The 25,547-nt window shown below is 38.7% G+C and carries 20 protein-coding genes; 17 read left to right on the top strand and 3 right to left on the bottom strand.

Annotated features, from left to right (window positions below; genetic code table 11):
* The first annotated feature begins 42 nt into the window (after positions 1-42).
* From CMT41_RS19795 to CMT41_RS09605, 17 genes are all read left to right on the top strand, one after another.
* Positions 43-216: a hypothetical protein gene (locus CMT41_RS19795; protein WP_307188493.1), complete on the top strand. Its 174-nt coding sequence runs from the start codon at positions 43-45 to the stop codon at positions 214-216.
* A 332-nt stretch (positions 217-548) separates the two neighbouring features.
* Positions 549-1,238 carry a hypothetical protein gene (locus CMT41_RS09680; RefSeq protein ID WP_057181107.1) on the top strand — a complete coding sequence of 230 codons (690 nt, stop codon included), beginning with the start codon at positions 549-551 and terminating at the stop codon, positions 1,236-1,238.
* A gap of 420 nt (positions 1,239-1,658) precedes the next feature.
* The gene (locus CMT41_RS09675; RefSeq protein WP_057181106.1) at positions 1,659-1,934 is read left to right on the top strand and encodes an STAS domain-containing protein; all 276 of its coding nucleotides are present in this window, start codon (positions 1,659-1,661) and stop codon (positions 1,932-1,934) included.
* Positions 1,935-2,005: 71 nt separating this feature from the next.
* Positions 2,006-2,368, top strand: coding sequence for a response regulator (locus CMT41_RS09670; RefSeq protein ID WP_057181105.1), 363 nt, complete (start codon positions 2,006-2,008; stop codon positions 2,366-2,368).
* A 129-nt stretch (positions 2,369-2,497) separates the two neighbouring features.
* Positions 2,498-4,642 carry a chemotaxis protein CheA gene (locus CMT41_RS09665; RefSeq protein ID WP_058027143.1) on the top strand — a complete coding sequence of 715 codons (2,145 nt, stop codon included), beginning with the start codon at positions 2,498-2,500 and terminating at the stop codon, positions 4,640-4,642.
* A complete protein-coding gene (locus CMT41_RS09660) occupies positions 4,639-5,166 on the top strand; it encodes a chemotaxis protein CheW (protein WP_057181103.1) in 528 nt (175 codons plus the stop codon). Before CMT41_RS09665 ends, CMT41_RS09660 begins: the two co-directional genes overlap by 4 nt.
* 96 nt (positions 5,167-5,262) lie before the next feature.
* Positions 5,263-5,820 carry a chemotaxis protein CheW gene (locus CMT41_RS09655; RefSeq protein WP_082606501.1) on the top strand — a complete coding sequence of 186 codons (558 nt, stop codon included), beginning with the start codon at positions 5,263-5,265 and terminating at the stop codon, positions 5,818-5,820.
* A gap of 90 nt (positions 5,821-5,910) precedes the next feature.
* On the top strand, positions 5,911-10,296 hold the full coding sequence (locus tag CMT41_RS18680; protein WP_083494257.1) for a methyl-accepting chemotaxis protein: 4,386 nt from the start codon (positions 5,911-5,913) through the stop codon (positions 10,294-10,296).
* A gap of 135 nt (positions 10,297-10,431) precedes the next feature.
* Positions 10,432-11,262, top strand: coding sequence for a CheR family methyltransferase (locus CMT41_RS09645; RefSeq protein WP_057181102.1), 831 nt, complete (start codon positions 10,432-10,434; stop codon positions 11,260-11,262).
* A gap of 36 nt (positions 11,263-11,298) precedes the next feature.
* Positions 11,299-11,958: a chemoreceptor glutamine deamidase CheD gene (gene cheD / locus CMT41_RS09640; RefSeq protein ID WP_231733033.1), complete on the top strand. Its 660-nt coding sequence runs from the start codon at positions 11,299-11,301 to the stop codon at positions 11,956-11,958.
* Positions 11,959-11,990: 32 nt separating this feature from the next.
* The gene (locus CMT41_RS09635) at positions 11,991-13,100 is read left to right on the top strand and encodes a protein-glutamate methylesterase/protein-glutamine glutaminase (protein WP_058028196.1); all 1,110 of its coding nucleotides are present in this window, start codon (positions 11,991-11,993) and stop codon (positions 13,098-13,100) included.
* A complete protein-coding gene (locus tag CMT41_RS09630) occupies positions 13,097-14,287 on the top strand; it encodes a methyl-accepting chemotaxis protein (RefSeq protein WP_058027142.1) in 1,191 nt (396 codons plus the stop codon). The genes CMT41_RS09635 and CMT41_RS09630 overlap by 4 nt, the downstream gene beginning before the upstream one ends.
* 36 nt (positions 14,288-14,323) lie before the next feature.
* Complete coding sequence (locus CMT41_RS09625) at positions 14,324-14,629, top strand: STAS domain-containing protein (protein WP_057181099.1); 306 nt, start codon at positions 14,324-14,326, stop codon at positions 14,627-14,629.
* Positions 14,630-14,666: 37 nt separating this feature from the next.
* Positions 14,667-16,415 carry an ATP-binding SpoIIE family protein phosphatase gene (locus CMT41_RS09620; protein WP_058027141.1) on the top strand — a complete coding sequence of 583 codons (1,749 nt, stop codon included), beginning with the start codon at positions 14,667-14,669 and terminating at the stop codon, positions 16,413-16,415.
* Positions 16,416-16,447: 32 nt separating this feature from the next.
* Positions 16,448-17,614 (top strand): response regulator transcription factor, encoded by a 1,167-nt coding sequence (locus tag CMT41_RS09615; protein WP_058027140.1) that lies wholly within the window; start codon positions 16,448-16,450, stop codon positions 17,612-17,614.
* The gene (locus tag CMT41_RS09610; protein ID WP_057181096.1) at positions 17,611-19,782 is read left to right on the top strand and encodes an ATP-binding protein; all 2,172 of its coding nucleotides are present in this window, start codon (positions 17,611-17,613) and stop codon (positions 19,780-19,782) included. The genes CMT41_RS09615 and CMT41_RS09610 overlap by 4 nt, the downstream gene beginning before the upstream one ends.
* Positions 19,783-19,811: 29 nt before the next feature.
* Positions 19,812-21,170, top strand: coding sequence for a diguanylate cyclase (locus CMT41_RS09605; protein WP_057181095.1), 1,359 nt, complete (start codon positions 19,812-19,814; stop codon positions 21,168-21,170).
* A 29-nt stretch (positions 21,171-21,199) separates the two neighbouring features.
* On the opposite strand, the gene yfaE is transcribed toward CMT41_RS09605, so the two are convergent.
* The 3 genes from yfaE to nrdA form a co-directional block, all read right to left on the bottom strand.
* A complete protein-coding gene (gene yfaE, locus CMT41_RS09600; RefSeq protein WP_083494256.1) occupies positions 21,200-21,511 on the bottom strand; it encodes a class I ribonucleotide reductase maintenance protein YfaE in 312 nt (103 codons plus the stop codon).
* Positions 21,512-21,554: 43 nt separating this feature from the next.
* Entirely contained in the window at positions 21,555-22,685 is a 1,131-nt protein-coding gene (gene nrdB / locus CMT41_RS09595) for a class Ia ribonucleoside-diphosphate reductase subunit beta (protein WP_058027139.1), read from the bottom strand.
* A 126-nt stretch (positions 22,686-22,811) separates the two neighbouring features.
* The gene (nrdA, locus tag CMT41_RS09590; RefSeq protein WP_058027138.1) at positions 22,812-25,082 is read right to left on the bottom strand and encodes a class 1a ribonucleoside-diphosphate reductase subunit alpha; all 2,271 of its coding nucleotides are present in this window, start codon (positions 25,080-25,082) and stop codon (positions 22,812-22,814) included.
* Positions 25,083-25,547: the final 465 nt, after the last annotated feature.

Here is a 25,547-nt window from a genome sequence, read left to right as displayed (position 1 = left end):
CTAAAAGGCTTCAGCTTGTGGTACTTGTAGTCAATTTTCCCCTTGCTCAATAACCTAGTTAAAAAATATCAAGGTAAAGTGAACGTTGTTATGCGTTATACGCCATTACACCAAGGCTCTGCGCAGTATTCTTTATCGACCGCATCTGTTGGTATATTTTATCAACCTCATCAAAAAACATTTCTGCTTCGTCGCTTGGGTTTAGCCGACCTTTGACCCGTTTAAATAAGTAAAAATCGACTTGCATCTCAGCGTCAGATAATACTTTACTGACCTATGGCTGTCATCGTTACCCTTACCAAGCAAGCAGATACGTACTAAACGGAAAGAACGAGTCAATATCCTATACTAACAATATGAATTGATTAATTATTTATATTTATGGGTGAGTTGTTAGCCCAGCTAATGGCCTGATTTGATCACGAAACCATGCCTTTATGGAGTAGAAGTAATTGATATTCATGCCTATTAATAAAAAATAGCGAATGATTAACATAGCCATTGCAGTATTAGCCACATAATGTACGGATATGCTTTAAGGATACATCATGAAACCAGATGAAGAATACGTTCTTGCGACTTTAGCGTCTAAATTCGGGGGGAAATATATCGATGGTGAAGACCCGCCAGACGGTTATTTACTACTAAATAACCGCAGAATTGCCGTTGAAGTTACCAAACTGGTTGAGCACATCAATGAAAATGGCAAACGGCGCTCAAGGCTGGCAGATGATGTACCCATCTCGAATATCGTCGCACAGTTAAATGAAGAAATAGGCAAGCTAATTCCTAAGAACCGATGGATTCATCTTGTTATTCCTAGCCCAATTAAGCGTATCAATGACTTTAAAAAAGAGCTGACCGGCATAATTATCAATATGATCGCGATCAAGAAATACGATGCAGTGATAGACATTTTAGGTTATGTGGTATCAATCAATTTATATAAGTGTCAACACCCGCCAAAGATAAAAGTGGTGCCAGCAATAGCAACTAAATTTGCTTCGACAAACATTCAGGAAAACATTCTATTCCTGTTAGAAAACAGGATCAATATCAAGAATAAAAAATGCAATGCCAATGGCGATATAGATGAATATTGGCTGGCACTATTTAATACTTATTGCATGGCCGACATTGATTCATATCGGGCAGCCTATGACTCTCTAAAATTAGAGCATAATTTTAGTAAAATCTACTTAATTGATGGCTACCGACATGTTTATAAATTGTGCTGACGTTTGGTGCGGGAGTGTCGGCTCAACATCTAGTTGCTAACCCTGGGGGGGGGGCAGTTTAATTATTGATGATTGAATAAAGAGCGGCTTATGAATAAGCAATGCGATCACCTGTTGCGCTTTAATGGCTAGTGTTTCGCCAGGTGTAAAAAGTGCTCGGGTTAAAGCCAAATTTATTTGTCGATAATCCTCTAAAAAGTGTAAGAATAGTTAATTTCTCTTGTGTTTTCAATATTTTATGCTAGCCGAAATAATGCCGTTAAACCTTGAGGCATAGTTACAAAATGTTATATTAATACTATAATTATCAACTAGTTATATCATTTTTGTATTTTCGGATACTCTTTCTTGCATTCCGTTAAATCTGTCATATGCTTTAAGTCACAAAGCACAATAATAAAAATACGGATATTTTAATAAATGATCAAATTCCCCAATGACTTAACAATTGCTCAGGTTGACGAGTATCGAGCTCTAATCATTCCCTTAATTGATGACCAAGATGTAATAACCATTGATGACAGTGAATTAACACGAATCGATACTATCGGCGTGCAATTTATCCTTGCCGTTGTTACCTACATCACTGCCCAGGGTAAAGAAATTAAGTGGCAATCAAAATCCAGCGTTTTAAAGGAAAGTATTCAAAAACTTGGTATCAGTGATGCCATTTTATTGCAATACATCATGGATTGAGAACTTTTTCTTATTAAAAATATATCAATAGAATACAGCACTCCAATGCATTAAACGATGAGGAAACCAGTATGACTAAAGTGTTAGTTGTTGATGACTCAAACTCCATAAGGGACATGGTCAGTTTTACCTTAAAAAGTGCCGGATACGAAACGGTTGAGGCAAAAGATGGTCAAGAGGGTTTAAGTAAAGCGAAAAGCAGTAATTTCGACTTGGTGATATCCGATGTAAATATGCCCAATATGGATGGCATTAGTTTATGTACCGAGTTACGCAAACTAGTAAATTTTAAATTTACCCCTATTTTGATGTTAACCACAGAAAGCTCTGCCGAGATGAAAATGCGTGGTAAATCGGCTGGTGCAACTGGTTGGTTGGTTAAGCCGTTTAACCCGGAAAAGTTGCTAGCTACCATTAAACGTGTGGTTAAGTAACGTTGTTAAGTTAAAAAGTCTGTTTAATAAATTTAGTTCAGTAACTTAGTTATCTTAGGTGCTTTTAATACAAGTACCCTGTCGTGATAATACCCCTGATTTTGACAAGGAAAGAGTAGGTAATCACTTATGACTGTTGATTTATCGCAATTTATTCCAAGTTTTTTAGAAGAAAGCTTTGAAGGACTCGAGTTAATGGAGTCAGAATTATTAAATTTAAAAGAGGGGGATAATGAAACTATTCACTCAATTTTTAGAGCCGCTCACTCGATTAAAGGTGGGGCTGGCACTTTTGGCTTTGATAAAGTAACCGAGTTTACTCATCTAGTGGAAACCTTACTCGATGAAATGCGTGATGGACGACGAGAAATTACCAGTAAAGATACCGAGATATTACTTGAATCTGTCGATTGTATGCGCTTACTCATTGAAGCTGCTCGTGATGATGATAATTATGACCATGATAAGGTTGAGCAAACCACTAGCCGCTTAGCTGAAACATTAGGCGATGAGCCGTCAAGTGACAGCGATAATCAAAGTGAAAATATAGTTGCAGCAAGTAATGTCTGCGGCTATACCATCAACTTCATTCCAGAGCATAGCTTAGCCAAAACGGGTAATGATCCACTCTTTATATTCAATGCCTTAGCAGAGTTAGGCCAGTTAACACTTAGTGCCGACTGCAATGATTTACCTGCTTTAGTGGATATTGATCCGCAAGAGCTCTATTTAAGCTGGCAACTAACGCTTTACACCGACGTGGGTGAAGCTGAGATTAGAGAAATTTTTGAATGGGTTGAAGATGAATGTTTATTAGAATTAGTGCCCATAGCAGACACCTCAAATACATCTCAAGATATTGAAGTACTCGCCCCAGAAGAACAGCCGCAATCGCAAAGCACGACAACCAACCAAGAGCAACTGGCGAGTACACAAAACGCTAGTACTGCAATAGCAGATGCGAAAGAGTCTACTGCTGAAGATACAAATATCCCCGCTACAGCTACAGCTAAAGATAAAGATAAAGCTAAAGCTAAAGCAGATGTTGGCTCCATTCGGGTTGGGGTAGATAAAATTGATAATTTAATTAACTTAGTTGGCGAATTAGTTATCACCCAATCAATGTTATCTGAGTTAGGCAATGATTTTGACATGGACAAGGTTGATCGCCTTACCAGTGGCCTTGAACAGCTATTACAAAACACCAAAGAATTACAAGAAAGCGTTATGCGTATACGTATGCTGCCTATCAGCTTTGCCTTTAATCGTTTTCCTCGTCTTGTCCATGATCTAGCGATAAAAACGGGTAAGAAAATGGAATTAGTGATTAAGGGTGAGCAAACTGAATTAGATAAAACTGTGATGGAGCAAATTGGCGATCCCTTAGTACATTTAGTAAGAAATGCTGCTGATCACGGCATAGAATCATGCGAAGTTAGACTTGCTAAGGGTAAACCGGAAAAAGGCACCATTTCATTAGACGCCTATCACCAAGGTGGCAATATTGTTATTGAAGTTAAGGATGATGGCGCCGGTATAGATCGACAAGTTGTGTTGGACAAAGCGGTCGAAAAAGGTCTCATTGAAGCTGATGCTATCTTAACGGAAAGCCAGGTATATGACTTATTATTTGAACCAGGTTTTTCAACCGCGGCAGAAGTCACTGATATATCCGGCCGTGGTGTTGGCATGGATGTGGTTAAGCGTAATATTCAATCACTTGGCGGCCGAATTCAAGTTGAGTCAACCCTGGGCAAAGGCAGCTGTTTTAGGGTGCATCTGCCGCTAACACTCGCCATTTTAGACGGGCAACTAGTCAAAGTGGGTAGCGAAACCTACATCATCCCCCTTATTGCGATTGTTGAATCCCTGCAAATTGATAACAAGCTAATTAATCGTGTTTCTGGCGATATGGTGCTTTATCGTTTACGTGATGACAACGTGCCCATTTTACCCATTTATCAACTGTTCAATTTAGCGACAAAATGTACGGAAATAGATAAAGCCCTACTTGTCGTTGTTGAAGCTGACGGTCAAAAAATAGGCTTGATGGTGGATGATTTACTTGCCCAGCAGCAAGTGGTTATAAAAAGTTTAAAAGATAATTATCAACAAGTTGCTGGTATTTCAGGGGCGACAATCCTTGGTGATGGCTCAGTCGCAATGATTCTTGATATACCGGGTATCATTCATATGGCGTTAGCACAAGCGCAGCATACCCAACGGGAAAAAACCGACGGCAATGCTAGTGTAACAGCGGAGGTTTGTTTATGAATATTCAAGCGATGGCACAAGATATTCCCGTCGAAGGTGAGCACACGATGGAAGGTGTCGACTTTATCACCAGCGGTGATCAATATCTGACATTTTTATTAGCACAAGAGCAATATGCCGTTGATATTTTGTGTGTCGAAGAAATTAGAAGTTGGGAGCAACCAACAAAAATACCTAATGCGCCAAGTTATATTAAAGGTGTCATTAATATGAGAGGGATTATCGTGCCAATTGTCGATTTACGTCTCAAATTTAGTATTGGCGAAGCGAGTTACTTAGATACAACGGTAGTTATAGTACTGACTTACCAAAGCGATAATAACTCACGCACTATTGGTTTTGTTGTTGATGCCGTTTCTGATGTGCTCAATGTTGACAATGCTGATATTAAACCTGCACCGGCATTTGGCGGCTGTGTTGGTCCCCAATATATTGAGGGCTTAATTAATAGTGAAAATAAGGTAGTAACCATACTCAATGTTGCCCACTTGCAAAAAGTCGAGCCGCATAGATTGCATAGTTAATTTTTACCGGAGCCTCTGTAACAAACCGCAGTATAAATGTCTCGGTTATTTATATAACAGTGAGAATACCCTAACTATTTTGTTTAAGGAAAGAGCATGACTGATATAGAACAAGAATATCTTACTTTCATCCTTCAGGGCGAAGAGTATGGCGTTGACATTCTATGTGTGCAAGAGATCCGTGTCTGGAGCGCTGTGACCGAACTTCCTAACAAACCCTGTTATATCAAAGGGGTAATTAATTTACGGGGCGTAATTATTCCAATTATCGATTTACGTTTACGTTTTGGTCAGCCAAAACTTGCTTATAATGATCAAACCGTCACCATCATTTTACGCCAGCAATCTAAAGAGAGCACTATGGTAGTTGGTATTGTTGTCGATGCAGTTTCAGAAGTTTACAAGTTTAGCAAGCAATCTATACGCCAAGCACCTACTTTTGGCAGCAATATAGATAGCTGTTTTCTAAAAGGGCTAGCGTCAGTCGATGAGAAGTTAATTATTTTACTCGATAGTGACTCGCTATTAAATGAAGACGATCTATATCGCACTGTTCATGAAAATGAAAATGAAAAAAGTACTGAGCAGGAGACCGTTGACTTATCGGGTAGCGAAGCGCTAACCACCTCAGCACCTACTTTATCGAGTGCTTAACGATAATTATCTAGCTAATTAAAATCGAGAGTAAAAGAGAGTTCCCCCCCATCAGCCATTATTAAAAATAACCACACAGGAAAATAACTTATGACCCCCAAACAAATAAGTTTAGTGCAAGACAGTTGGCAAAAAGTATTACCCATCGCGCCACAAGCCGCAGAAATATTTTATGACACCTTGTTTGAAATGGACCCTTCATTAAAAACTCTATTTCCCAACGATATTACCGAGCAAGGCAAAAAATTAATGGCGATGCTTGATACCGCGGTTAAGTTACTTGATAAACCAGATAAATTAATTCCTGCATTAGAAAACTTAGGTGCCAAACATCATCATTACGGGGCAGAGCCTGAACATTACGATACGGTTGGCGCCGCGTTACTCAAAACTTTAGCACAAGGTTTAGGTGATGACTTTACCGCACCCATTAAAAAGGCTTGGACAGTGGTATACCAAACCTTAGCAACTACTATGATTGCCGGCGCAAATGCTGCCGCAAAAACTCAGTCAGCAAAAGGACCTAACATGGAACAGAATACTGTCGAAAATAATAAAAGCTCAGATTTAGTCACAAAATTTCAAGGGGCACTCGATCAATCTGCGACCGCATTTATGATGATTGATCGTGATTTTAACGTCACGTATGCTAATCAGGCGACCTTGTCTTTATTAAAGAAACATGAAGAAACCTTTGCCGAGAATTGGCCGGGTTTTAAGGCAGATAAAGAAACCATTCTGTCGGCCAATATTGATAGTTTCCATACCAACCCGAGCCATCAACGGGAGTTATTATCAGATCCAAATAACCTGCCATATAAAACTGATATTAGTATCAAACATCTTACCTTTGAGCTTAATGTTAGCGCCATCTTCAACGAAAAAGATGAATACATAGGTAATGCCCTTGAATGGCAAGATGTGACCGTGGCGCGAGCGCAAGAAAACAAAGCCGCGCAGTTACAAGGGGCTATTGACCAATCGGGTACTGCCAACATCATGATTGATAGGGATTTCAATATTACCTATGCTAATGCCGCGACCTTAGCTTTACTGAAAGAACATGAAGCTGTCTTTGCTGAGAATTGGCCGGGTTTTGTCGCCGATCCAGAGGTGATTATTGGCACTAACATTGACAGTTTTCATAAAGTTCCAGCACATCAACGTAAATTACTCGATGATCCAAATAACTTACCGTTTAAAACCGATATTCAAATTAAACATTTATCCTTTGAGCTCAATGTCACCGCCATTATGGATGCAGCTGGCGAGTACATAGGCAATGCCCTTGAATGGCAAGATGTCACCGCAGCCAGAGCGCAAGAAAACAAAACCGCGCAGTTACAAGGGGCTATTGACCAATCGGGTACTGCCAACATCATGATTGATAGGGATTTCAATATTACCTATGCTAATGCCGCGACCTTGGCTTTACTGAAAGAACATGAAGCTGTCTTTGCTGAGAATTGGCCGGGTTTTGTCGCCGATCCAGAGGTGATTATTGGCACTAACATTGACAGTTTTCATAAAGTTCCAGCACATCAACGTAAATTACTCGATGATCCAAATAACTTACCGTTTAAAACCGATATTCAAATTAAACATTTATCCTTTGAGCTCAATGTCACCGCCATTATGGATGCAGCTGGCGAGTACATAGGCAATGCCCTTGAATGGCAAGATGTCACCGCAGCCAGAGCGCAAGAAAACAAAACCGCGCAGTTACAAGGGGCTATTGACCAATCGGGTACTGCCAACATCATGATTGATAGGGATTTCAATATTACCTATGCTAATGCCGCGACCTTAGCCTTATTGAAAGAGCATGAAGCTGTCTTTGCTGAGAATTGGCCGGGTTTTGTCGCCGATCCCGAAGTGATTATTGGCACTAACATTGATAGTTTCCATAAAGTACCGGCACATCAACGTAAATTACTCGATGATCCAAATAACTTACCGTTTAAAACCGATATTCAAATCAAACATTTATCCTTTGAGCTCAATGTCACCGCCATTATGGATGCAGCTGGCGAGTACATAGGCAATGCCCTTGAATGGCAAGATGTCACCGCAGCCAGAGCGCAAGAAAACAAAACCGCGCAGTTACAAGGGGCCATAGACCAATCGGGTACCGCCAACATCATGATTGATAGGGATTTTAATATTACCTATGCTAATGCCGCGACCTTAGCCTTATTGAAAGAGCATGAAGCTGTCTTTGCTGAGAATTGGCCGGGTTTTGTCGCCGATCCCGAGGTGATTATTGGCACTAACATTGACAGTTTTCATAAAGTTCCAGCACATCAACGTAAATTACTCGATGATCCAAATAACTTACCGTTTAAAACCGATATTCAAATTAAACATTTATCCTTTGAGCTCAATGTCACCGCCATTATGGATGCAGCTGGCGAGTACATAGGTAATGCCCTTGAATGGCAAGATGTCACCGCAGCAAGAGCGCAAGAAAACAAAACCGCGCAGTTACAAGGGGCTATTGACCAATCGGGTACCGCCAACATCATGATTGATAGGGATTTTAATATTACCTATGCTAATGCCGCTAGCCTGGCTTTACTGAAAGAACATGAAGTCACTTTTGCCGAAAATTGGCCAGGTTTTGTCGCCGATCCCGAAGTGATTATTGGCACTTGTATTGACACTTTCCATAAAAACCCGGCACATCAACGTAAATTACTCGATGACCCAAATAATTTACCGTTTAAAACCGATATTCAAATTAAACATTTATCCTTTGAGCTCAATGTCACCGCGATTATGGATGCTAGCGGCGCGTACATAGGCAATGCCCTAGAATGGCAAGATGTCACCGCAGCAAGACAAAACTCTATTGAAGTAGGGCGTTTAACCTCGACCATGGAAGGCATGACGACAAATATAATGATGGCTGATACTCAGGGTAATATTGTCTACGCCAACCCTGCGGTAGTAACTATGTTACGTCGCCGTGAAGCTACATTACGCACGGTCTTACCGTCTTTTAGTGTTGATACCATGGTAGGCACTAACTTTGATACCTTCCATAAAAACCCGGCACATCAACAAAATCTATTAGGTAATCCTAATAACTTACCCTATACCACTGAAATTTCGGTGGCAGGGTTAACCTTTCAACTTATTGCCATGGCTTTACTCGATAACGACGGAAATCATGTTGGCACAGGGGTGCAATGGGTAGATTTAACCGAAGAAAAAGACGCGCAAAGTCAGATAGATAGATTAATTTCAGATGCTATCGCCGGCAAATTAGATAGCCGTATTGATACGGCTGAATATGAAGGCTTTATGAAAGAATTAGGCAATAATATTAATAGTTTGATGGATTCTATAGTTGAACCTATTAATGATGCTATTAATATTGCCACGGCGCTAGCCGAAGGTGATTTAACTCAAACCATGCGCAATGATTACGGTGGTGAATTCCTGGCACTCGCTAATGCGATTAATGGCTCCATTGAAAATATAAGTAATATGGTTGATGAAATACGTAATGCTTCCAATAATGTCTTTGATTCAGCACGCGAAATTGCCGCTGGTAATAATGAGTTAAGTCACCGGACTGAATCTCAAGCTTCTAGCTTAGAAGAAACGGCTTCTGCCATGGAAGAGTTAACCAGTACGGTTCAGCAAAATGCCGAGAACTCGTCAGAAGCAAGTAAGTTATCGAAGTCTGTTATGGAGAAAGCCAGTAATGGCGGCTCTGTGGTTCGAAGTGCTATTGTTGCCATGGGTGATATTAATAAATCGAGCAAAAAAATTGCCGACATTATTAGTGTTATCGATGAAATAGCTTTCCAAACCAATCTACTTGCGCTTAATGCTGCGGTAGAGGCTGCTAGAGCTGGTGAGCAAGGACGAGGCTTTGCTGTTGTTGCCGCGGAAGTGCGAAATTTAGCACAACGCTCAGCAGGGGCAGCGAAAGAAATTAAAGGTTTGATTAACGACAGTGTCGAGGCTGTTGGTCAAGGTACTAAGTTGGTTGATGAAACGGGGAAAACCTTTAGTGAGCTGGTTACTGCCATTGAAGATGTCAGTAGAATGATCAGTGATATTGATAATGCCGGTAAAGAGCAATCTGCTGGGATTAGTGAAGTAAGTGCTGCGGTGAGTCAGATGGATGAAATGACTCAACAAAATGCTGCCTTGGTTGAAGAAGCCTCAGCTTCCAGTAAGTCGATGGAAGAGCAAGCTCAGTTATTATTAGATCAAGTTGCCTTCTTTAATAATGGTGAAACAGTTGAGCAACAACCCGTTGCCGTCCAGCGCCAACAGCGTAGTACACAACCAAGACAACCAAGACCAGCAAGACAAGCCGCTCCAGCTGCTAGGCAATCAAATTTTAGTCCAGCATCAACTCCTGCTCCCACCGATAGGCGTCCAGCATCAACTCCGGCGACAACTCGCCGGGCCAAACGACCTAGTACACCGGTTGATCAAGAATGGGAAGAGTTCTAGCGGTAAAAATAGGATGGTAAAAGTAGAATACTAACATTGACATGATGGAGAGATATGCAGATGACTGAGCTAAGGAGGAAGAGAACTAATAGGCCAGGTCATCCGCAAGATCGTCGGGTAAATAGAGAACAGGCGATGAAATTGTCTGAAGACGATTTTAAGTTTATTTGTAAGTTTGTATATAAAACAACTGGCATTGTACTAAATGACAGTAAAAGAGAGATGTTATACCGACGATTAACTCGCATAATCAGAGAACGAAAGCTTAACTCCTTCACTGATTATTGTCAGTTATTAAGAGATCACGGCGAGCAAGAAAAAGACTTTTTTATTAATGCGATAACCACAAACCTAACCAGTTTTTTTCGAGAAAATCATCACTTTGAATATCTAACTAGCGAAGTGATTCCCACCTTGATAAAAAACAAAACCGCAAACATAAACGGAAAAAAACAACTTCGAGTATGGTCTTCAGCATGCTCGACCGGAGAAGAACCTTACAGTATTGCCATCACTATACTTGAAGCGCTGAAAAAAGAACTTGCCCAGTGGGATGTGAAAATTCTTGCCACAGACATTGATAGTAATGTGTTAGCGAAAGGCAAAGCAGGAATCTATGATGTTAACCGCATTGAAGAACTGCCACTCAAGCTCAAAAAAAGTTACTTTCTTCAGGGGTCAGGACAAAGTAGTGAAAGTGTTAAAGTACATAAAGATCTAAAAAGCATCATCACTTTTAAGCAACTTAATTTATTACATGACTGGCCAATGAAAGGGCCATTTGATGCTATTTTCTGTCGCAACGTTATCATCTATTTTGATAAAAAAACGCAGCAAGAATTATTTGCCCGCTATTATGAAATGCTAGCGCCAGGTGGCTTACTATTTCTAGGGCACAGTGAGAATTTAGGTAATTATCAACAGTATTTTAGTAATGTTGGTCGGACCATTTTTAGAAAACCCTAATTAGTTAACTAAAGTCTGCTTTAGTGAGGACGTTTTGTGCTACGAAATGATCATCCACAAATAGCTGAATATATGGCGCAGTGTTTGCCTGAATTTATGCAAATTAATCATTATTGGGATAAACAACGAGATATGGTGGTTGCCAAAATTTTACCCGGTGAATTTTACATGACCACTGAGAATGTCGCGATAGCAACAACACTGGGTTCCTGTATTTCAGCCTGTATCTGGGATGAGAAAATTCGTATCGGTGGTATGAATCACTTTATGCTCCCGATCACCAATAAAGAAGCACATCAAGTTAATTGGGGGCAAAGAGATAGAACGACGGATGCGACCCGGTATGGCAACTTCGCTATGGAGCACCTCATCAATACTATTTTAAGGTCGGGAGGTCGTAAAATAAACTTAAAAGCTAAATTGTTTGGTGGCGCAAAAGTACTTAATCAAATGTCTGATGTTGGCCAAAAGAACATTGATTTTGCCTTGTCTTATTTAGACCAAGAAGAGATTGTCATTGAAAGTAGTGACATTGGTGATATTTACCCCAGAAAAGTGATTTTTGAGCCTTGTAGTGGGCGAGTATTTATTAAGCGACTGGATAACTTGCACAATGACACTATTATTCGCCGAGAAAGTGACTATCGCAGTCAAATTAATAAAAAAGAGGTTAGTGGCGATATTGAAATTTTTTAGTGGTTACCGCATAGGAATTAAATTGTATGGATATAATTAAAGTACTTATTGTTGATGACTCTACTGTTATTCGTAACATCATCAGGGATGCATTAAGCCATAGCCCACATATTAAAGTTGTTGGCGAGGCTGAAGATCCTTTAGTTGCCCGAGAACTAATTAAAAAGTTAAACCCTGATGTATTAACCCTAGATGTAGAAATGCCTAAAATGGACGGTATTACTTTTCTTATTAATTTGATGCGCTTGCGACCTATGCCGGTCATTATGCTGTCGACTCTTACCACTAAAGGCGCTGATATTACCTTACAAGCACTTGAAATTGGAGCGGTAGACTTTATTGCTAAGCCAACTGTTCAAGAGTTACTGGCTCCCCAAGCCAGCTTTAAAGAAGTGCTCATTGACAAAATCACTCAAGCAGTCACCATAGACCAAAAGAATTTTAAGTTATCGGATAACTTAGCCAGTGGTAAAGTAATCAAAGAGAGTGGCAATATATTATCTTTTACTGGTATCAAACGGGCTAATCACCTTATTGCTATAGGCGCTTCTACAGGTGGCACCGAAGCGATTAAAAAACTTCTTGTCAGCTTACCTAGTAATGCTCCCGCCATTGTCATAACCCAACACATACCTAAAACCTTTAGTTTACGTTTTGCCCAGCGCCTCAATGAACACTGTCAAGTGGAGGTACATGAGGCAAGTCATGGTCAAAAAATCAAAGTGGGACATGTTTATATAGCGCCAGGTGATAAACATCTAGAGGTTGTCTATAAAAATGGCGCTTTATTTTGTACTTTAAGTGATGGGGACGAGGTAAATAGGCATAAACCTGCTGTGGATGTTTTGTTCCATTCAATGCGTGATTTTGCCGACAATGTACAAGCTGTTTTGTTAACTGGCATGGGACAAGATGGCGCCAAAGGCATGTTACGGCTAAAAGAATTGGGTTCACGCACTATTATTCAAGATAAAAATTCGAGCTTAATATGGGGTATGCCGGGCAAAGCCCATGCGATTTCGGCTCAGACTATGCAAGCTCCTTTGCTTGAAGTCACTAAACATCTTCTCGATTACGCCGGTTTAACTCGTGTTGAAATGCAAGATGTCTTAGCTAAAAATTGTGTTGGGGACGTTTTATGAGAAATTTAAAAAAGGGTTTGTATGCCTCGTGCTTTTTATGTCTGCTGTCATTGACCAGTTACCTCTTTACTGATGATAAAACAATTCTTATGCTGTTATTAGCTATATTACTCATCCTATTGCTCGCTTTAGCGGCTCAAGTTAATAAAATAATCCAACAAGAATGTATGACTACGACTGAGACGGGCATGCCTGTGGTTGATGAGGAACTTATCCATAGCGTGATTTTTGAATTACAACAATTTATTCATCAAGAAATTAATATCGTTGAACAAGAATTAGCGCGGACAAAGAACGTTGTCGCTGATGCCGTAACGGGCATATCGGATAGTTTTAAGAATCTGCAGAGACTAAGTGAAGAGCAGCAGCATATGATCAAAGTACTGATTTCTCATTCTGGCAGGACAGAAGAGGGCGACGGTGTAACATTAGAAAACTTTGTCACTGATTCCAATAAAACCTTAGATGACTTTGTTAGTGTCATTATTAATACCAGTAAGCAAAGCCTGGTAACTATGACTTATACCGATGAAATGGTGTCACAATTTAACCGCATATTTAAGTTGTTGTCTCAGGTTGAAGGCTTAGCAAGTCAAACTAACTTATTGGCCTTAAATGCCGCCATTGAAGCGGCAAGAGCCGGCGAAGCTGGCCGTGGCTTTGCCGTCGTTGCTCATGAAGTACGTTCATTGTCTATCGGCTCAACAGCACTCAATGAGGATATTCGTATTGAAATAAATAAAGCTAAGGGCATCATTGCCAACCTTCGTTCATCCGTTGAAATAATGGCCTCGGCAGATATGACTTCAACCCTTGAAGCAAAGGAGCAGATGTCTGTCATGATGAGTCATGTTGAGCAGGTCAACATTCAAACGGCTAAAAGTGTGGCAGAACTTGCCAGCCTAGCACCTCAGATAACTCAAGCAGTAAGCCTTGGTATTCGTTCTTTGCAATTTGAAGACATAACCCGACAGTCATTAGAATCCTTACAACTGAATATCAGTAGTATTCATGAAATAAGTGATGTCTTGGCAATGTTTAATAAAAACACTGATGAAGATATGCACGAACAATTAGTTAAGCTCAAATGTACTTGTCAAAGTGTCTATCAAGCGACTCAAAAAGCAGATAACTCACGGAGTGTATTACAGCTTAATATGGAAGAAGGTGAAGTAGATTTATTTTAACTTGTTTAATTATTTAACTATATAAGGAATGCTGTTATGACCGTTAGCCGTAGAATTTCACCAGATGGAAAAGAACTCGTTATTGCCATTGATGCTCGTTTTGATTTCTCATTACACCAGCTATTTCGTGATGCTTACACCAGTATTACCACTCAAGATTTAAGCTACGTACTTGATTTAAGCAAAACAGAATATATGGACAGTTCCGCTTTGGGTATGATTTTATTACTTAAAGATCATGTACAACTTTATGCGGGACAATTAACTATTTCAAAACCAAGCGAGACCGTAAGGAAAATTTTAGAAATAGCGCAATTTCAACGGCTAATGACGATTGAATAATCTGATACCTTCTTTTTACCGATACCAAGGGTAATATATGCATAAAAATCAAAAACTTGCTTTAGTTGTTGATGATTCAAAAATGCAATGTAAATTGTTAACTGTGTTATTGAATGAGGAAAATTATCAAGTAATTATTGCTAATGATGGTGCTAGTGGTGTGCAAATGTATATTGAACACCAACCAGATCTTGTCTTAATGGATATTAATATGCCTATTATGGACGGTTTTGAAGCGAGCAGGAGAATAAAGAAACTGTCGGGGGAGGGCACACTAGCGCCACTTATATTTATTACCAGCATGGATAGCGAACAAGCCTTTATCGATAGTGTCGAGGCTGGCGGTGATAGTATTTTGGTACGGCCTTTTACGCCTAGGGTTTTCAAGGCAAAAATAAAGTCTATTCAAAGGATTAGTGATTTAGTTGACCAAGTAAAAGGTCTACAACTAGAGCAACAGAAAGATGCTGAGCTTGCTGAAAAAATGATGTCAGGAGTTATTGAAGCGAGAAACTTTGCCTTAGATAAGATTGGTGTTATTAAAAAAGCCGCCACAATTTTTAGCGGTGATATCCAGTTGAGTGCCTTATGTCCTAATGGTGATCTGCATATTTTACTTGGGGATTTCACCGGCCATGGCTTACGGGCATCCATTGGTGCTATTCCAGTCACTGAAACGTTCAGAGCAATGACTAAAAAGGGCTTTTCCCTATTAGAAATAGTCGCTCAATTAAACCGACAAATGTTTACCTTATTACCCGGAGATTTGTTTTTTGCGGCCAGTTTTGCTTGTATTTCAGAGCATGAAAAATCGGCATATATATTTAATGCCGGTTTACCCAATGGCTATTTATTTGATGTCCAGGCAAACATAAAACAACAATTTGTTTCAACACATCCCCCTTTAGGCATTTTACCGAAATTGCTTGCCGATGCTCAGGTCGAAGTGGTGCAAGTTATGGCTAATGACCGCATAGTATTTATCACTGATGGCATTGTTGAAGCCCGTAATCAAGCAGGTGAACTCTTTGGCTTTTCGCGTTTTGAAAAAGCAGCTATGGATGGCATAGGCAAAAAAATGCTAGTAAACACGGTTTTGAGTAGCCTTGATGATTTTTGCCAGAACTGCGCCCAAGAAGATGATATTTCATTGGTCGATGTTCCCTGTAGTGGCTGGCAACAAATTAAATTGAGTAATAAAGTAACAATACCTGAAGGTTTTACCGAAGAGGATAACTATTTTTCTACCGTGAAAAATTTATTACCCACTTGGTCTTATCACTTACATTTAACGGGAGAGTTACTCAAAAAGGTTAATCCAATCCCGTTAGTTATGAATCAAATTAATGATTTAGAAGGCGCTGGTGAGCATTGGCAAAGTTTATATACTATATTAACAGAGCTGTTTATTAATGCCCTAGATCATGGGGTACTCGAGTTGAACTCCTCATTAAAAAATTCAGCGGAAGGTTTCAGTCAATATTTTAAAGAGCGAGCAAACAGGCTAGAGATGTTGGGGAATGATGATATTCAAGGCTCTGAGGATTTTGTTGGCATTACCCTTAAATACTTTCCCCTGACTAAAGGTGGCAAGATGATAATAAATATTAAAGACAGTGGCCAAGGGTTTGATATTTTGGATGTTATGAAAGATAACAGCATGGCCATGAATGACGGTTTAAAGTTAAGTGGTCGAGGGGTGGAGTTAGTCAATCAACTTTGTGACACCTTGGATTATCAAGAGCAAGGTACTTTAGTGATAGCCAGTTATATTTGGCACGACTAAGTAGCGTTAATTATCATAAAAGGAATAGTAAGATGGTGAAACATAATTTATTAATTATTGATGATGATATTGACTACTTAAAGTTATTGGCTGAAAGTTTAGAAGATTCTTTCGAGGTGAAATGTGCCCATAACCTATCGGCAGCTCAAGATTTACTAAAAGAAAATATCAAATTTGATATTGCTTTAGTTGATGAAAATATTGGCAATGAGAAAGGCTCTGCTTGGATTAAATCCCAGCAAGGGCATGAAAATTCGCCTACCTCATTTGTACTTTATTCAGGTATGGCTACTGAAGAGGCAATATTAAAAGGCTTAGAGTGCGGCGCCGATGATTTTTTAGCAAAACCATTTTCCTTATTAGCCCTTAATTCAAAGCTTGAGAAACTGATTGACTATCAAGATAAAATACATGATTTTGAAGATGAAATTAAATCAAAAAATAATGTCATCAATGTCTCAATGGCGCAAGCATCAAAATATGGCAGTTGTATGCAATTGACCTCTAAACTCAATCATTGTTTTTCTTATGAGCAAATTAGAGATGAAGTCTTTTCATATTTTAATCGTATGGATTTGCATGGTTGTATTGCTTTTTATCCAATTAATGATAAACCTAGTTTCTATAGTGCTCAAAAAGGTGTGTGCTCACCGGTCGAAATTGAAGTAATGGAGCTGTTGAAGTTTAAATCACGTCTTTATCGCTTTGGCTCAAGAACCATATTCAATCATACCTTGGTATCATTATTTATTCTTAACCTTGAAAATGACACGGTTGATACTGACATATTTATTGATGCTTTAGCCTCAGTTATCGAATGTATTGGTTCTAGAATTGCCTTCATTACCTATAAAAATTCACTGGTTAGTGTGCAAGAACAAATAAAGACCGCGGTGAGTACAACTAAAAAAATGGTGGAAATATCTAAACATCATCAACAAGAAGTAATGAATGAAATAGTGCAAAAGATGGGTACTAGCTTCCATATTTTAGATATGACCCAAGAGCAAGAAGATTACCTTATGGATTTAGTGCATGGAGCGCTAAAAAAACATAGCCAAGATGATATAAATTTTCTAGAAGTTACCCAGTTACTTGATCAAGCTTTATTTAGTATTGATCAACTGCAACAATTAAATACCGAGAATGACCAAATTGATAATACTTATGATTTTGATGATGAGGATGAACTATTTTGAGCTCACAATCACACGAATTAACACACAAGGTATTAACGGGCATTGATGAGGCCTATTGGCAATGGGATCTTGTTAATGAAAGCATTTTTTATTCCGCCCAGTTAATGAAAATACTGGGCTATGAAAATAAAGAGAAAATAGGCACAAGTGTTATATGGGAAAAACATTTGGATCGTAATACGCTAGAGGATGTGCATAGCAAAATACAACAACATTTAAAGGGCGAAATAGATCGTATTGATATTACTATACCGATTGTAAACCATCAAGGTCATAAGTTATGGTTACATGCGGTTGGTAAAGTTGTTGAACATATTGATGGCAGAGCTAGTTTAATGTTTGGCACAGTAAAAGATGTTACTGAAACCAAGAACATGATAGTTCAATTAAAAAAACAAAATGATTGGTTAATGTTAGCCGAGCGTATCAGCAATTCTGGTCATTGGCGCTTTGATATCCAATCAGCAACACTCGATTGGTCGGCAGAAGTATTTCGTATTCATGGGCTAACGAATAAATCGATAGTACCCACTTTTGATAAAGCGGTTGATGTACTTTTAGCCAAAGATAGAGCAAAGTTTCGCACTAGTTTTCATAATGCTATTCACCAACAGCAGCCTTTTTATCTCAAAACAGCGCTTACGCAACCGTCGGGAAAAAAAATCAAAGTGGAAGTCATTGCCGAAGTAGAACGTGATAGTAATGGCGTTGCCCTTGCCGTTTTCGGCGTTTATAAGGACATCACTCGCAGTGAAGATTTATTTGAAAAGTTAAAGCTTTTGGCTATGGTAAATTTTACCATAAAAGTACCGATCTTCTTTATTGATGATAATGATAATGTTGTTTATCAAGATATCTCTCCTCATCATGATGGCATCAGTGGCGTGCTTTTTAATTATATAAATTTTAGCATTACTGAATATATGGAGTTTAAAAAGCTCGCTAAAGAACAAGGTCAAATAAAAGAGAATAATGTTAGCTTTGATAAATACACCACGGTGTTTGATTTATCAGTTACCTATGAGGCCGATGAAGGTATTTATATTTGGATAGTGGAGAATGTAACAGATAAGTTTCGGACAGAGCAGCAACAAGTGATCTCTAATCGTTTAGCTTTGTTAGGTAATACCTTTGGTAATGTCTCCCATGATATTAATAATGTATTAGGCGTGGCGCTTGGTGCTATTGAAATGTTGGAGATAAAGTTTTCCCGGGGCGAAGATATTTCTGATTATATCGACAGAGTCAAAAATGCCATAGATAAAGGTAAAGATGTTACTGAGCGTTTATTGGCATTTACGCGGCGGCCTACCGTGAAAGTTGTTAGCTTTGATCCTATTCAAGATATTTTCGATAATCAATATTTATTTAAACAGTTATTGCTAAGCACTATCAAGATTACTTTTAACTTTAAACCTATGCACTGTTTAATCAACTTCCCTCAGGGTGAGTTTATTAATATTTTATTAAACTTAGTACTGAATGCTCAAGATGCTATTCAAGAAAAAGGACTTAGTGGTCACATTGAGATTTCAGCAAACTTACTGGATAATAATCGTTTAGAAATTCATGTGAAAGATAGCGGTATTGGTATAGAAAAAGAAAATTTAACCAAGATATTTGATCCGTTTTATAGCTCTAAATCTGTTAATAAAGGTAATGGTATTGGTTTGGCAAATGTATATAGTACTATGTATAAACATAATGGCTTGATTCAGGTGGAAGGGTATGGAGCCCTTGGTGGCGCACATTTTACCCTAGTATTTAAATGCAAAGTATTAATAGAAAAGTTTTTAGCCAAGGAGCCTAAATCAAACTCGTTACGTTATAAAAATACCAACATTTTAGTGCTTGATGATGAGGTTAGTATTGCGGAGTTTGTGGCATTGTTTCTGGAGAGTAAAGGGGCAAACGTTGTTGTCGCCAATAATAAAAAAGAACTGATAGACAGAATTAATTCGGATATTGGCTTTGATATCTTTATCACGGATATGATTTTACCTGACTTATCAGGTAAAGAAGCGGTTAATTTGGTGATGGAAAAGTTCCCTGATATTAATGTGTTTTCTATTAGTGGCTACATAGCCATTGAAGATAGAAGCTGGGATTATCCGGTCCTTAGAAAACCTTTTAATTCGAAGGAATTAGCTGAATTTTTAGCGATGTGATTTAAAACTTATTGTCGGGTGAATGCTAAATGATCTTAGATAAAGCATATAGAATACTTGTAGTTGATGATGCCAAAGATACTCAGTTACTATTAGAGTTTGATCTTGGTACTGCCGGCTATCAGGTCACAAGCTGTGATAGTGGCGAAGAGTCATTGGTTTTTTTAGATACCTTGGCAATAGACCTTATTTTACTCGATATGTATATGCCGGGCCTTTCCGGCTTAGAAACGTTAGCAAAAATTAAAGCTCAACCAAAAAGTGCTCAAATTCCTGTGATTATGTTATCCGCCTCAACAGATGAAGATGAAGTGGTTGCTTCTTTAGAGCTTGGCGCAGGGGATTATGTGATCAAACCTTATGTCGCTAAAGTGCTGCTTGCGCGCATTAGGACTGCCATAAGATTAAAAGAAAAGACCGCTCAACTTGAATATTTAGCTAAAACAGACTTTCTTACCAATTTGAATAATCGTGGCAGTTTTTTTGGACTAAGTAGTAAAGCCATAAGTTTAGCTAATAGAGCAGAGCAACCATTAGTCGTAGCAATGTTTGATATTGATTTTTTTAAAAAAGTTAATGATAATTTCGGTCATGATGCGGGCGATCAAGTATTGCGCGCTTTTGGTCAAAGCATGACCGAGGTATTTAGAGATTATGATATTGTTGGTCGAATTGGCGGTGAAGAATTTGCTGTCTGTTTGCCTAATACCAGTAGTGGCGATGCCTATATTGCTTGCGAGAGGTTACGGCAACAAGTTGAGCAGCTTAGTATCAACATCACTCATGCGGATAGTAAAAAGACAGAAATAAAAATTACTGTCAGTGTTGGCCTAGTCCTAGCTGACGATGATTACTTAACCATTGATGAATTATTAAAACAAGCGGATAGTGCGCTATATTTTGCGAAAGAAAATGGCCGTAATCAAGTTATTGATGTTGCCTCACTGACTAATCTGGTCGACATCGACGATGATCCCATTAGAGCCAGCTTAATGGCTACTGATAATGTTTTATCCGTCACTGTTGGCAATGCTATTGTTCTTAATTATGATGGTATTGACTTTGAAGTAGGCGTTAATAATGTCTTAGGTGATGAAAACTTATTTAAAGAAATTTTAGTGATGTTTTATCAAGATCACCATCTTGATGCTCAGAAGTTACAAAGTGCCATACAAGAGCAAGATATTGCTAGCGCTAAACATATAGCTCATACCTTAAAAGGCGTTGCTGGTTCAGTGGGTGCTATGGCTTTGTTTGAAGCAACAAAAGCCCTAGATATCGCTATCAATGATAATCAGCAAGATGATTTTGATGGCTTGTTTTCCCTGCTTTCTCCAGAGCTCAGCCGGGTGATGAAGGGCATAGAATTACACTTGGATGTTAGCTAGGCATTTACTAGACATTATCAAGACAGGCGCTACTCGTCTATTGCTAGGCTAATATCGGTGACAGGAACACAGCAGCAGGGTAAGATTTCATTTTCACCGACAAAAGCTAAGGGTTCCCCTAAGGGATAGTTAATTTCGCCGGTAACTAAAGTTACCCGACATGCACCACAAAAGCCATCACGGCAATGATAATGTACTTCGATGTTGGCAGACTCTAAACAGTCGAGTAAAGTTTGTTCGTTATTTTCAAAAGGAACAACTTTACCCTGAACGGTAATTTTAGGCTGCAATTTGATGATGTCCTTCATGTTTTGACTGGTATTTTTTACTTTCATATTCATGCAACCAGCCTAAATTAAGGCTAGTATCACCATCATTTTATCTCTATAAGTCAAAACCGTCAAAATCAGCAACATCAACAGAAGAGTCAACTTGACCAACTAAATAGCTCGATATTTCGGTCTCTTGAGGAGCAACCTGCACGTTATCACTAACAAGGTAAGCACTCATCCAAGGTAAGGGGTTACTTTTTATATCGAAAGGTGCCTCATAGCCAATGGCAGTTAAGCGTTGATTTGAAATATATTCGATATATTGGTTCAGTATTTCAGCGTTAAGGCCAATCATTGAGCCATCTTTAAACAAATATTGTGCCCATTCTTTTTCTTGTTCGACCACCTCTAAGAATATTTGCAAACCCTCATCGCGCATCTCTTCACAAATAATCTTCATTTCAGGATCATCGTTTCCTGATTTCCAATTATTTAGAATATGTTGAGTACCTGTTAAATGTAGTGCTTCATCGCGGGCTATCAATTTAATGATTTTAGCATTGCCTTCAAGCAACTCACGCTCTGCAAAAGCAAAAGAACAAGCAAAACTAACGTAAAAGCGAACAGCTTCTAAGGCATTAAGAGAGCACACGGCTAAGTATAAACGTTCTTTTAACTTTCGAGTGCTAACTTCAATTGTTTTCCCCTCAACCTCATAACTACCTTCACCTTGAGATTGTAATAACTGAGTGGTCAAAATGACATCATCAAAATACTTAGCAATGCTAGTTGCGCGTTTTAAAATTGCTGGGTTAACAATGATGTCATCGAATACTTCACTGGGGTTGGTGAATAAGTTTCGTAAAATATGAGTATAAGAGCGAGAGTGAATTGTCTCACTGAAGGCCCACGTTTCCACCCAGGTTTCTACTTCAGGTAAAGAAACTAACGGCAAAAACACGGCATTAACAGAGCGTGCTGCCATTGAGTCTAATAATATTTGGTACTTTAAATTAGAAATGAAAATATGTTTTTCAGAGTCGGTTAAGCCCTGCCAGTCGGCTCTGTCTTTAGAGACATCAACTTCTTCAGGGCGCCAAAAAAATGAAAGTTGTTTTTCAATTAATTTCTCAAAAGCCATATAACGTTGTTGATCATAACGAGATATATTGACGTTATTGCCTAAAAACATGGGCTCTAATAACGCATTATTTGGAGTTTGGTTAAACGTGGTATACGTCATGAATCTTATTCCTTTGGAGTACTACTAGCCTTATTGCTCTTAGGCCGATGTAGTAACGAGAGCCCAGTATTTAACTAGGCTCTTTTTTATGTATAAATGGTAAGCTGAGTAAGTTTTTATTACAAATTAAATCTTACAAGCGCCGTCAGCACAACTATCATCTTCTAGCTCAATATTATCACTAGCACCATCTCGGGTATTATGATAATACAAGGTTTTAATGCCTAGTTTATACGCGGTTAAAATGTCTTTTAGAATTTGTTTTACTGGTACTTTACCACCTTCAAACTTAGCAGGGTCGTAATTAGTATTGGCTGAAATAGCTTGGTCGACAAATTTTTGCATTATGCCTACTAATTCCAAGTAACCTTGGTTATTAGGAATATTCCACAATAACTCGTAGTTATCTTTAAGTCTTTCATACTCAGGCACTACTTGTTTCAATACCCCGTCTTTACTCGCTTTAATACTGATTAAACCACGTGGTGGTTCAATGCCATTGGTCGCATTAGATATTTGTGATGACGTTTCAGAGGGCATTAACGCGGAAACAGTTGAGTTTCTTACACCGTATTTTTTAATGCTTGCTCGTAAACTTTCCCAATCTAAATGTAATGGCTCACTGGTAATATCATCAATGGTCTTTTTATACGTATCAATGGGTAATATACCTTGGCTTAAGCGAGTTTCATCAAATTTAGGACAAGCACCTCGCTCTTTCGCTAATTCATTGGACGCTTTTAATAAATAAAACTGAATAGCTTCAAACGTACGATGGGTTAGATTATTCGCGCTACCATTGGAATAATAAAGACCGTTTTTTGCGAGGTAATAAGCATAATTGATAACACCTATACCAAGTGTTCTGCGTGCCATACTGGCACTTTTTGCGGCAGCAAGCGGGTAGTCTTGGTAATCAAGTAAACTATCTAAGGCACGAACCGCTAGATCGGCTAAGCCCTCTAATTCATCTAATGAATCGATAGCGCCTAAGTTAAATGCCGACAGTGTACAAAGTGCCACTTCACCCTCTTCATCGTTAATGTCATTCATGGGTTTAGTCGGTAAGGCAATTTCTAAACACAAGTTACTTTGACGAATCGGGGCTTTGCTGGGATCGAACGGACTGTGAGTATTACAGTGGTCGACATTTTGTAAGTAGATACGACCAGTGCTGGCACGTTCTTGAGCAAACAAGGTAAATAACTCTATCGCTTTAATACGTTTTTTACGGATAGAATCATCATTTTCATATTGTACATAAAGCTGTTCGAATTTTTCTTGGTCTTCAAAAAATGCATCGTAAAGGCCAGGTACATCACTGGGACTAAATAAGGTAATAACCCCCCCTTTAATGAGGCGTTGATACATTACTTTATTAAATTGCACGCCATAGTCTAAATGACGAACACGGTTTTCTTCGACCCCACGGTTATTTTTTAACACCAGTAAACTTTCTACTTCTAAATGCCACAAGGGATAGAAGAGGGTTGCAGCACCGCCACGGACACCACCTTGTGAACAACTTTTTACTGCGGTTTGAAAGTGTTTGTAAAAGGGAATGCAACCGGTATGAAATGCTTCACCGTTTCGTATAGTGCTCCCTAAGGCACGAATTCTTCCCGCATTAACACCAATACCAGCACGTTGAGAAACATATTTCACAATGGCACTAGAGGTAGCATTAATTGAGTCTAAACTATCACCACATTCGATTAATACACAAGATGAAAATTGGCGGGTAGGTGTGCGTACGCCAGCCATAATAGGTGTCGGTAATGAAATTTTGAAGGTTGAGATAGCATGATAGAATTTTTCTACATACTGTAAACGTGTTTCACTTGGATATTTAGCAAATAAACAGGCAGCAACTAATAAATAAAGAAATTGTGCGCTCTCGTAAATTTCACCGGTAACACGGTTTTGGACTAAGTATTTACCTTCAAGCTGTTTTACCGCGGCATAACTAAAGGCTAGATCACGACTATGATCTAAAAACTTTTCCATATGCTCAAAGTCATCTTGAGTGTAATCGGTTAATAAGTGTTGATCATATTTCCCTGCTTGCACCATTTTAACAACGTGGGTGTAAAGCGCCGGCGGTTCAAATTGACCATAGGCTTTTTTACGCAAATGAAATACTGCTAACCTTGCCGAAAGGTATTGATAATCAGGTGTTTCTTCTGAAATAAGATCCGCGGCAGATTTTATAATGGTTTCGTGAATATCTTCAGTCTTTATACCATCATAAAATTGAATATGAGATTTGAGCTCTACATGAGAAACAGAGACTTTTTCAAGTCCTTCCGCGGCCCAAGCAATAACACGGTGAATTTTTTCAAGGTCAATGGCTTCTTTCTCGCCATTTCGTTTGGTTACAAAGAGGTTGTTATTCATGAAGTACCTGTAAAGAGATTATTGTGATTGCTTATTTATCGTCCCTAATAAAAAGGGTCTAAAACTTCCCTAATAAAAAATCCCACACTCGTTTTAGCAAATAGCAGCCTAAAAACGAAGTATTTTAAAATAACGACTGAGCAGCAAATGCACAATATCTAGGGTTTTTTATAATTTCAAACACAAGATAATGGGGTTTGAGCTGTTTTGCAAGTGATAAAACACGTTCATCGTTGCCATTTTTATTTCCAAAAAACCAGGGTTAGTGTTGACTAACCTAGCAAGACTATTTCATTTTGGAATTTACCAAAAGCAACGATTATTTTAGTTATTTTAGTCTGCACTCAATTTCATAAATTATTTTTAGTAAAAATATCTGCTCGCTATAATGATTTAGTATAACGGATTTAATGTGTATTAATAACAATGACTTATGAATTAATGGCAACAGCAGATTAATGTTTA

This window comes from Colwellia sp. MT41 (assembly GCF_001444365.1).
GTDB lineage: Bacteria > Pseudomonadota > Gammaproteobacteria > Enterobacterales > Alteromonadaceae > Colwellia > Colwellia marinimaniae.
This window is presented reverse-complemented; position numbering and strand designations above follow the sequence as displayed.

Bases quoted from the DNA above. Each gene is read 5' to 3' on its own strand.
- CMT41_RS09660 (WP_057181103.1), top strand. From the start codon at position 4,639: ATGAATATTCAAGCGATGGCACAAGATATTCCCGTCGAAGGTGAGCAC.
- CMT41_RS09605 (WP_057181095.1), top strand. From the start codon at position 19,812: ATGATCTTAGATAAAGCATATAGAATACTTGTAGTTGATGATGCCAAA.
- CMT41_RS09670 (WP_057181105.1), top strand. From the start codon at position 2,006: ATGACTAAAGTGTTAGTTGTTGATGACTCAAACTCCATAAGGGACATG.
- yfaE (WP_083494256.1), bottom strand. From the start codon at position 21,511: ATGAATATGAAAGTAAAAAATACCAGTCAAAACATGAAGGACATCATC.
- CMT41_RS09615 (WP_058027140.1), top strand. From the start codon at position 16,448: ATGGTGAAACATAATTTATTAATTATTGATGATGATATTGACTACTTA.
- CMT41_RS09630 (WP_058027142.1), top strand. From the start codon at position 13,097: ATGAGAAATTTAAAAAAGGGTTTGTATGCCTCGTGCTTTTTATGTCTG.
- CMT41_RS09665 (WP_058027143.1), top strand. From the start codon at position 2,498: ATGACTGTTGATTTATCGCAATTTATTCCAAGTTTTTTAGAAGAAAGC.
- nrdA (WP_058027138.1), bottom strand. From the start codon at position 25,082: ATGAATAACAACCTCTTTGTAACCAAACGAAATGGCGAGAAAGAAGCC.
- CMT41_RS09680 (WP_057181107.1), top strand. From the start codon at position 549: ATGAAACCAGATGAAGAATACGTTCTTGCGACTTTAGCGTCTAAATTC.
- CMT41_RS09625 (WP_057181099.1), top strand. From the start codon at position 14,324: ATGACCGTTAGCCGTAGAATTTCACCAGATGGAAAAGAACTCGTTATT.
- CMT41_RS09620 (WP_058027141.1), top strand. From the start codon at position 14,667: ATGCATAAAAATCAAAAACTTGCTTTAGTTGTTGATGATTCAAAAATG.
- CMT41_RS18680 (WP_083494257.1), top strand. From the start codon at position 5,911: ATGACCCCCAAACAAATAAGTTTAGTGCAAGACAGTTGGCAAAAAGTA.
- CMT41_RS09655 (WP_082606501.1), top strand. From the start codon at position 5,263: ATGACTGATATAGAACAAGAATATCTTACTTTCATCCTTCAGGGCGAA.
- CMT41_RS09675 (WP_057181106.1), top strand. From the start codon at position 1,659: ATGATCAAATTCCCCAATGACTTAACAATTGCTCAGGTTGACGAGTAT.
- nrdB (WP_058027139.1), bottom strand. From the start codon at position 22,685: ATGACGTATACCACGTTTAACCAAACTCCAAATAATGCGTTATTAGAG.
- CMT41_RS09645 (WP_057181102.1), top strand. From the start codon at position 10,432: ATGAAATTGTCTGAAGACGATTTTAAGTTTATTTGTAAGTTTGTATAT.